Genomic DNA, 8,548 nt, shown 5'->3' on the forward strand with positions numbered 1-8,548 from the left:
CGCCTGCACGGGGCAAGGATAGGAGGATTTGTGAGCATCATGCGCGGCTGCAACAACTTCTGCCACTACTGCATCGTGCCATACACACGGGGCCGGGAGCGAAGCCGTGACATAGAAAGCATACTCCGTGAAGTGAGAGACCTGCGCGACAGGGGGTACAAAGAAGTGACGCTGCTGGGACAGAACGTTAACTCATACCGATTTGAGAAGCAGGCGGCAGACGGCACTGAGAACGCCGGACAGACGGTGGCAGACTTCCCGGGATTGCTCCGCGCCGTGGCCGGGGCAGTGCCGGAAATGCGAGTCAGGTTCACTACCAGCCACCCGAAAGACATGAGCGACGAGACGCTCAGGGTGATTGCCGAGATGCCGAATGTGTGCAAGCACATACACCTGCCTGTACAGAGCGGCAGCGACAGGATACTGAAACTGATGAACAGGAAGTACACCCGCGAGTGGTATCTCGACAGGGTGGCCGCGATCAGGAGAATAATTCCCGACTGCGGGCTGTCTACAGACATATTCGTGGGCTACCACAGCGAGACAGAAGAAGACCACCGGCTGTCGCTGTCACTGATGCGCGAGGTGGGATACGACTCGGCGTTCATGTTCAAATACAGCGAGCGACCCGGCACATACGCATCGAAGCATCTGCCGGACGACGTGCCGGAGGATGTGAAGATAAGCCGCCTCAACGAGATGATAAAATTGCAGACAGAACTGTCGGCCGAGGCAAACCGGCGCGATGAGGGCAAAACGTTCGAAGTGCTTATAGAAGGATACAGCAAACGTTCGCGCGAACAGCTCTGCGGACGCACAGAACAGAATAAGATGGTGGTATTCGACCGTGGCGACTATCATGTGGGACAGACCGTCAAAGTGAAGATAACAGGCAGCACAAGCGCCACACTGATGGGAGAACCGGCAGGCCTGTAAGCGGCTTGCGAAGATGTGGGACAGGGATTGAAGATGGTGGCAAGCATCATCACCCACCGAAAGAAAGGATGTACCACCCCAACAATAAATAAAACAACAAACCGGAAAATGAAAGAATTCATACAGGTGATGCGCCGCTTCGTGCCGCCATACAAGAAATATCTCGTCGCGTCGATCGTGTTCAACATACTGTCTGCCGTGCTGAACATATTCTCGTTCATGACGCTGATACCGATACTGAACATCCTTTTCAAGACAGAAGAGAGCAAACGGGTGACGGAACTGATGCCCGTAGGCTGGGACAACCTGAAAGAAGCGGCGATGAACAACGCCAACTACCACATCACACAGCTGATAGACAGCGTGGGGGCGACCACCACCCTGCTCATCATAGGACTGCTGCTCGCCGTGATGACATTCGCCAAGACCGCCGCCTACTTTTTCAGTTCGGCATCGATAATTCCCATCCGCACGGGCATCGTGCGCGACATTCGCAGCCAACTGTACAAAAAGATAACATCGCTGCCGCTCGGTTTCTTCACCGAAGAACGCAAGGGAGACATCATAGCAAGGATAACGGGCGACGTGGGAGAGATCGAGAACTCGATAATGTCGTCGCTTGACATGCTTTTCAAGAACCCGATACTCATCATAGCGTACTTCTCGATGCTGCTGTTCATCAGTTGGGAACTGACGCTTTTCACCATAGCCATAGTGCCGGCGATGGGCTGGGTGATGGGCATGGTGGGCCGAAAGCTCAAGGCACGGTCGCTCAAAGCGCAGTCGCTGTGGAGCGATACGATGAGCCAGGTGGAGGAAACACTGGGCGGACTACGCATCATCAAGGCCTTCTGTGCCGAGGAGAAGATGAACGCCCGCTTCGCAAACATAAACAACGAGCACCGCAACACCATCATGTGGGTCAACATCCGCCAGCAAATGGCACACCCGATGAGCGAGTTTCTCGGCACGGTGATGATTGTAATCGTGCTCTGGTTCGGCGGAATGCTCGTGCTCAACAACTCAACGCTATCGGGTCCGGTATTCATCTACTACCTCGTGATACTGTACAGCATCATCAATCCGCTCAAAGAGTTCTCCAAAGCGGGATACAACATCCCCAAGGGACTGGCGTCGATGGAGCGCGTCAACAAGATACTGAAAGCCGAGAACAATATTAAAGAACCGGCAAGCCCGAAGCATATAAAGGATTTCACAGGCAAAATAGAATTCCGAAACGTGTCGTTCGCTTACAACGCTGAGGCGGAAAACAACAAAAGCACATCTCCCTCCACACCACACGTACCACACTCCACAAAAGAAAACCCGAACATCCGCTGGGTATTGCGCGACATCAACCTCACGATAGAGAAAGGGAAGACAGTGGCACTGGTAGGCCAGAGCGGCGGCGGCAAGTCGACTCTCGTGGACCTGATACCGAGATATTACGACGTGCAGGAGGGCGAAGTGCTCATAGACGGCATCAACGTGAAAGACATCGGAATACAAGACCTGCGCCAGTTGATAGGCAACGTGAACCAAGAGGCAATATTGTTTAACGACACATTCCGAAACAATATAGGCTTCGGGGTGGAGAACGCCACGCAGGAACAAATCGAAGAGGCGGCGAAGATAGCCAACGCGTACGATTTCATAATGGAATCGGAACACCGGTTCGACACAAACATCGGCGAACGGGGCGGCCGTCTCTCCGGCGGACAACGCCAACGGGTAAGCATCGCACGCGCCATTCTCAAAAACCCGCCGATACTTATCCTCGACGAAGCCACGTCAGCGCTTGACACCGAAAGCGAACGACTCGTACAAGACGCGCTCGAAAGGCTGATGAAGACACGCACCACAGTGGCAATAGCCCACCGGCTGTCCACCATACGGCAGGCCGACGAGATATGCGTGCTGCACGAAGGACGCATAGTGGAGCGCGGAACGCACGACGAACTGATAGCCCTCGACGGATATTACAAGAAACTCAACGACATGCAGAGCAAATAAACATGGAAAAGGCCGCGCTTAAAATTGAAGACACAAGCGCGGCCTTTTATATTGTCAGGCTCCTTGCCTTTCAGCCTTTCATCCACCGGTCCTCTACCTTCAATACTACACCGACAGCCAACGGCATACCATTCCAGAACCATATCGTATTGACACAGGTTGCCGTCAACTTCTCGTCACTGAAAAGATGAAGCCACAACATAAGCAGTATGGCAATCCCTTTGAGCTGCAACGTAGTATTTTTCCGCATCACATTTATTTAAATTGCCACAAAGATAACGAATTTAAGGCGAATAACAACGTGTATCAAGTTTTTATCCGTATCTTTGCACAAGATTAAACGCATCATGGGCAAAGCCATTAAAGTATCATGGCGCTCATCCGATCCTTTATCAAACATGACAAAATATAATACCGACGGAAATCCATAAAACAGCATCGGACAATGAAAGCAACGTATTATATCATCCATACGACAATGTATCTGATATCATTGCTACCGCTCTGGATTCTATACCGCATCTCAGACGGTATCTATCACATCATATACCATATAGCCAAATACCGCCGTCCGCTGGTACGCAAACATCTGAAAGACTCTTTCCCTGAAAAAAGCGAGACTGAAATAATAAAGATTGAAAAAGGATTCTATTCATGGTTCGCCGACTATATAGTGGAGACAATAAAGCTGTTCTCCATGAGTGAGAGACAGATTAGGAAGCGGATGAAGTTCAAAGGAACGGAAGAGCTGGACATCTGCGTGGCAAACGGACAGTCGTGCGGAATATACCTGGGGCATCACTGCAACTGGGAATGGATAACATCATTGCCGCTTTGGACTACCGGAAAGGCGCACTGCGCACAGATATACCACGTGCTGGAAAACAAACAGTTCAACAACCTGTTCCTCCGGTTGCGCCAACGCTTCGGGGCCGAGTGCATACCGATGGCCGAGACACTGCGCCAAATAGCCCGGTACAAACAGGACAACCAACCGATTGTACTCGGATATATATCGGATCAGGTGCCGTTCTGGAACAACATACACCACTGGCTCGACTTCCTGAACCACGATACGCCGGTACTCACAGGTACGGAGAAGCTGATGCGCTCCACAAAACAAGCCGTTTTCTATGCCGACGTGCGCCGAATACGCCGCGGATATTATGAGTGCGAGCTGATACCGATAACCAGACATCCCGAAACGACCGGGCAATGGGAACTCACCGACACATATTTCGCGATGCTTGAAAAATCAATACGCAACGTGCCGGAGTGCTATCTGTGGACACACAACCGCTGGAAACGCACCCGCGAGGAGTTCAACATCCGATATGACACCGCCACCGGAAAGGTCGACTTGGGAAATCTGGATGATATCAAGAAACGAAAAGGCATCAAATAAAATACCGACATGATATTCGTAAAAGGATACGGACAGATGTGCAACAACTGGTTGCAGTACGCTCACATCTATGCTTGGGGACTGGAGAACGGAGTAAAGACCGTATCCATGAGGTTCTCATACAAGTACAAATATTTCAAACTGTCGGAACTGCCTTATCATAACTTCGCTACATACCTGCTCGCGAAATTCCTTATAAAGACCAAACTGATAAAATGCCTGTGGCTGCAACATCCCAAATACAGTACGGATGAAAACATATTGCGCATGCTCCGCAATACGCCGACAATCGCGGCAGACGGCTGGGCGTTCCGCCATCCGGCCTTGTTCGATAAATACCGCGACGAGATAAAGCGCCTGTTTGCCTTCCGCCGAAAGAAAATAGCGGCCAAGAAAGAGTGGATGGAGTCGCTTCCGGAAGCCGACATACGTCTCGGCATACACATACGGCGGGGCGATTACGCAACGTGGCAAGGCGGATTATACTATTTTGACGACCGCATATACGCCGAAATGATACGCCGGTTCAGTGAATTGCACAACGGAAAGAGCATCCAGGTATTCATAGCCACCAACGATCCGAAAACCGACGTGGAGCTGATTAAGCGCATATCGGGAACCGACTGCATCTATATGAGCGACGGAAATCCGGGCGAAGACCTGTTCGTTCTCTCCGAATGCCAATACATCATGGGCCCGAAGAGCACGTTCTCGCTCGTGGCCTCGTTCTACAACGACGCCTCGCTGCATTGGATCGAAAGCAAAGACGACAAGATAACGGAAGAGAGTTTCCGCAAATTCGATGATGTTTTCATGGATGTGTAAACACCGCCCAACCGCTTACAACCGTCAGGGCAATGCCCCTGCATATAATGACAAAGCGCAGAAAGACATGACAACGGAACATTATCGGATAAAAGACAACCACTCTCAACCATCGTATGCAAACATTACGGAATATCAATACAAGAATAAAGACATGAAAATAAAATCACCGAAGACAACACTTCTCATCACTACATACAACTGGCCGGAAGCACTGGAACGGACCGTAAGGAGCGCATTCGACCAAACAGTGGCTCCCGATGAGATTGTCATTGCTGACGACGGGTCGACAGACGAGACCAGGCAACTGATCGAACGATTGGGAAACGAAAGCCGGATACCAATAATACACGTGTGGCAGGAAGACAAAGGGTTTCTTCGCACAACCATACTTAATAAAGGCATAGCCAAGGCTTCGGGGGAATATATACTGCAAGTGGACGGCGACGTGATACTAAGCAGACACTTCGTAAGCGACCACCTGGAACTGGCCGAGCCAAACTATTTCGTATGCGGCAGCCGTGTCAAACTGTCACCGGAAATCACACAAAAGGTATTCGCCAACCCCGACTTCCATATCAGCCTGTGGAACATGCCGCCCAGCTTTGCCCTCAACAGCCTGCGCTCACGCCTCTTGCGCCGTTTCATGTCTCTGCGCTACGGCAAGAAGATAGACCACCTGCGCGGATGCAACATGGCATACTGGAAAGCAGACATCATAAAAATCAACGGATACAACGAGAAGCTCACCCAGTGGGGACACGAAGACGGCGAGATGGCCTACCGCCTTCACTTTGCCGGAGTAGGAAAGAAATCACTGAAAATGGGCGGATGCGTGTATCATCTGTACCACAAAGAAGCGTCACGAGACAACGAACAGACGCATACAGCCGAGCAAAACAGGGTGATAAAAGAGCGGTTGCGCTGGTGCGACGACGGTATAGACAAATATCTGTAAAATCGTCGGAAAGCATTTACCGCGTTTTTGAAAAGTACTGATAACACTTTCTGAAAATATCCGCAATACCAACGGGATGTATCTGCAACACCATGGTAAAGCATTTGTAACGACATTAACAACTATCATACAAGAATGAACAACCTGAAAACCGGCATATTGAAATTCTTCTGCACACTCATCTCAGCGATTGTGCCGGTAAAATCGTGGCGGCACAAGGTCAGATATGCACTCAATCCGCTTAACGACAGACGATGCACGGCATACTTTACGAGAAAATATGCCGCCCTGCCATATAACGGTTTCAGCGTAAAAGCACTCTGTACGCTGCCCCCCGCCACCGAATGCCTGTGGCTCTGCTGGCTGCAAGGCGAGCAGCAGATGCCCGAACTGGTGAAAAACTGCGTGCGGTCGGTGGAAAAACACAAGAACAAAGACCAACGGATATTCATCATCACCGAAGAGAACTACGGCCGGTACATATCCCTTCCAGATTTCATTATAAAGAAACGAGAACGAGGAGCGATAGGAAACGCACATTTTTCCGACATCCTGCGGGTATATCTGCTTGCCGCATACGGCGGATATTGGATAGACGCCACGTGCCTGATGACAGACGCTTTCCCCGAGGGGATGTCCCGCCTGCCGTTTTTCATGTATCACTCGCAGGGAGAATTCGCATATACAATGATACAAAACTGCTTCATACATGCCAAGAAAAGCAACTATCTCATAACCCGGTGGGCACAACTGACGACCGAGTTATGGCATAACGAGGACAGACTGCGGCACTATTTCCAACACCACCTGATGTTCAAGGCCATGATATCGTCCGACAACAGGGCAAGAAAAGAATATGAGGCAATGCCTTACGTAAACGAGAAAGACACGCATACCATACAGGAATGGATGAAAGGGAAAGTTGTTTTCAGTACCGGTCTGCTTGAAGAAGCGATGGAAAAATCGTTTATCCACAAACTGACATACAAACTCCCGGCCGACGATACAGACGGAACGGAGACATTCGCAAGCCATTTCTCACAGCCGGGCATCAACCTGCCACAGGCAAAACAGCACTCACTTACTTTTTCCTCCGCCGCTCCTCGATGAGCTTCGCCACTATCGCAAACTGATATACGGCATCCAACGTCGCGTGTATCAGGCCGGGCATACCGTCGAGAAACCCTCTTTTCAGAATGTAAGACTTGAAGAAACGGAACGCCGGGCGATATACAACCGCAAACAGTCCGTAGTTCTTATGCCTCCGTCGGGGCAGCTCGTGCTCTGAGTAAACATCCGTCTTTCGGATAATGGCGCTCACGGAATCGTTCGCAAGGTGCTCTAACGCCAGCCCGGTGCGCCAGGCCGGTATCTTCACCACCGTGCCGTCTACCCGTGGCGATGTGTGTATCACCGGAGGCCATACGGTCACACGGCGGTCAAAAAAACGCAATACATAGTCGGGATAGCAGCTGTGCATGAACCGCCCCATGAAGTAATTGCGCCGGGGTATGGCTATCCCGGCAGGACACGAACCGCCGGCAAGCATCCCGTAGAGATAGTTCCGCAACTCATCGGGCACCAGCTCATCGGCATCGACCACCAGCACATGATCGTAAGAGGCGCTGTCTATGGCAAACTGGCGGGCCGGCTCCACAATGTCGCAACCGTCTTTGGGAAACGTCACCACCCTGCAACCGCACCCGCGGGCAATCGCCACCGTGTCGTCGGTGCTCTCCATGTCGCAAACCAGTATCTCGTCGAACCCCGTCACCGACCCAATCACACGCTTCAAGTGTGCCGATGCGTTGTAGGTGTTTATCACCACAGATATTTTCCTGTCGTTACTTGCTTCTGCCATACCGCCGTTTATAGATTGTTTACAAAAGTAATCGTTTTCCGCCAATACTCCAAATTTCGCGTTCCATTATACTGTTTATCTCTGAAAAACTTCTTACTTTTGCACGCATGAAGACAAGACTCACATATATAATAAGGTTATACGCCGTCATTCTCGCCATGTTTGCAGTGCAGAAGCCTCTGTTCATGTGGCTCGACAAGGCCGAAGACCCGTCATACTCGGCGGCCGACACGCTCGCCGTCGTTGCCCACGGGCTGTTGCTCGACATCCCCGTGACAGGCTATCTCATAGTATTGCCGCTGCTAATTACCGTTGTTTCAGTATGGACAGGCCGTCCGCTGCCGCTGCGCCGCCTCGCGTCGTTCTACTATCTGCCCGTGGCCGTGCTCTCGGCACTCGCCTTCGTGGCCGACACCTCGCTCTATCCGTTCTGGAAGTTCAAGCTCGACGCCACCATTTTCTATTATATCGACTCGCCGAAAGATGCCTTTGCCAGCGTGTCCGTGTGGTACCTTCTGGTCCGCCTTGTTCTTATTGCCGCATGCACGGC

General features: G+C 51.2%; 8 protein-coding genes and 1 pseudogene. 7 read left to right on the forward strand and 2 right to left on the reverse strand.

Annotation, left to right across the window (positions count from 1 at the left end):
- Both miaB and MoGM_RS05555 read left to right on the forward strand, forming a co-directional pair.
- The coding region (gene miaB / locus MoGM_RS05550) for a tRNA (N6-isopentenyl adenosine(37)-C2)-methylthiotransferase MiaB (RefSeq protein ID WP_104369138.1) at positions 1-936 on the forward strand (936 nt) is incomplete at its 5' end.
- 108 nt (positions 937-1,044) lie between these two features.
- A complete protein-coding gene (locus MoGM_RS05555; RefSeq protein WP_104369144.1) occupies positions 1,045-2,949 on the forward strand; it encodes an ABC transporter ATP-binding protein in 1,905 nt (634 codons plus the stop codon).
- 70 nt (positions 2,950-3,019) lie between these two features.
- Here the strand turns inward: MoGM_RS05555 and MoGM_RS05560 are convergent, their stop codons facing one another.
- Positions 3,020-3,202 carry a hypothetical protein gene (locus MoGM_RS05560; protein WP_158249558.1) on the reverse strand — a complete coding sequence of 61 codons (183 nt, stop codon included), beginning with the start codon at positions 3,200-3,202 and terminating at the stop codon, positions 3,020-3,022.
- A gap of 192 nt (positions 3,203-3,394) precedes the next feature.
- Between MoGM_RS05560 and MoGM_RS05565 the strand changes: the two genes are divergently transcribed.
- From MoGM_RS05565 to MoGM_RS05580, 4 genes are all read left to right on the forward strand, one after another.
- A complete protein-coding gene (locus MoGM_RS05565) occupies positions 3,395-4,354 on the forward strand; it encodes a lysophospholipid acyltransferase family protein (protein ID WP_104369140.1) in 960 nt (319 codons plus the stop codon).
- A gap of 9 nt (positions 4,355-4,363) precedes the next feature.
- The gene (locus MoGM_RS05570; RefSeq protein ID WP_104369141.1) at positions 4,364-5,179 is read left to right on the forward strand and encodes an alpha-1,2-fucosyltransferase; all 816 of its coding nucleotides are present in this window, start codon (positions 4,364-4,366) and stop codon (positions 5,177-5,179) included.
- Positions 5,180-5,333: 154 nt separating this feature from the next.
- Positions 5,334-6,137: a glycosyltransferase family 2 protein gene (locus MoGM_RS05575; protein ID WP_104369145.1), complete on the forward strand. Its 804-nt coding sequence runs from the start codon at positions 5,334-5,336 to the stop codon at positions 6,135-6,137.
- A gap of 135 nt (positions 6,138-6,272) precedes the next feature.
- Entirely contained in the window at positions 6,273-7,247 is a 975-nt protein-coding gene (locus MoGM_RS05580) for a capsular polysaccharide synthesis protein (RefSeq protein ID WP_104369142.1), read from the forward strand.
- Here the strand turns inward: MoGM_RS05580 and MoGM_RS05585 are convergent.
- On the reverse strand, positions 7,219-7,998 hold the full coding sequence (locus MoGM_RS05585; protein ID WP_104369143.1) for a glycosyltransferase family 2 protein: 780 nt from the start codon (positions 7,996-7,998) through the stop codon (positions 7,219-7,221). The genes MoGM_RS05580 and MoGM_RS05585 overlap by 29 nt on opposite strands.
- Positions 7,999-8,105: 107 nt before the next feature.
- Between MoGM_RS05585 and MoGM_RS05590 the strand changes: the two are divergent.
- A pseudogene (locus tag MoGM_RS05590) lies at positions 8,106-8,548 on the forward strand (LTA synthase family protein); the annotation flags it as partial.

Source organism: Prevotella sp. MGM1 (assembly GCF_002933775.1).
In the GTDB taxonomy this organism is placed as follows: Bacteria; Bacteroidota; Bacteroidia; order Bacteroidales; family Bacteroidaceae; genus Prevotella.

Coding starts and splice junctions, on each gene's coding strand:
- MoGM_RS05555 (WP_104369144.1), top strand. CDS start 1,045: ATGAAAGAATTCATACAGGTGATGCGCCGCTTCGTGCCGCCATACAAG.
- MoGM_RS05565 (WP_104369140.1), top strand. CDS start 3,395: ATGAAAGCAACGTATTATATCATCCATACGACAATGTATCTGATATCA.
- MoGM_RS05570 (WP_104369141.1), top strand. CDS start 4,364: ATGATATTCGTAAAAGGATACGGACAGATGTGCAACAACTGGTTGCAG.
- MoGM_RS05575 (WP_104369145.1), top strand. CDS start 5,334: ATGAAAATAAAATCACCGAAGACAACACTTCTCATCACTACATACAAC.
- MoGM_RS05580 (WP_104369142.1), top strand. CDS start 6,273: ATGAACAACCTGAAAACCGGCATATTGAAATTCTTCTGCACACTCATC.
- MoGM_RS05585 (WP_104369143.1), bottom strand. CDS start 7,998: ATGGCAGAAGCAAGTAACGACAGGAAAATATCTGTGGTGATAAACACC.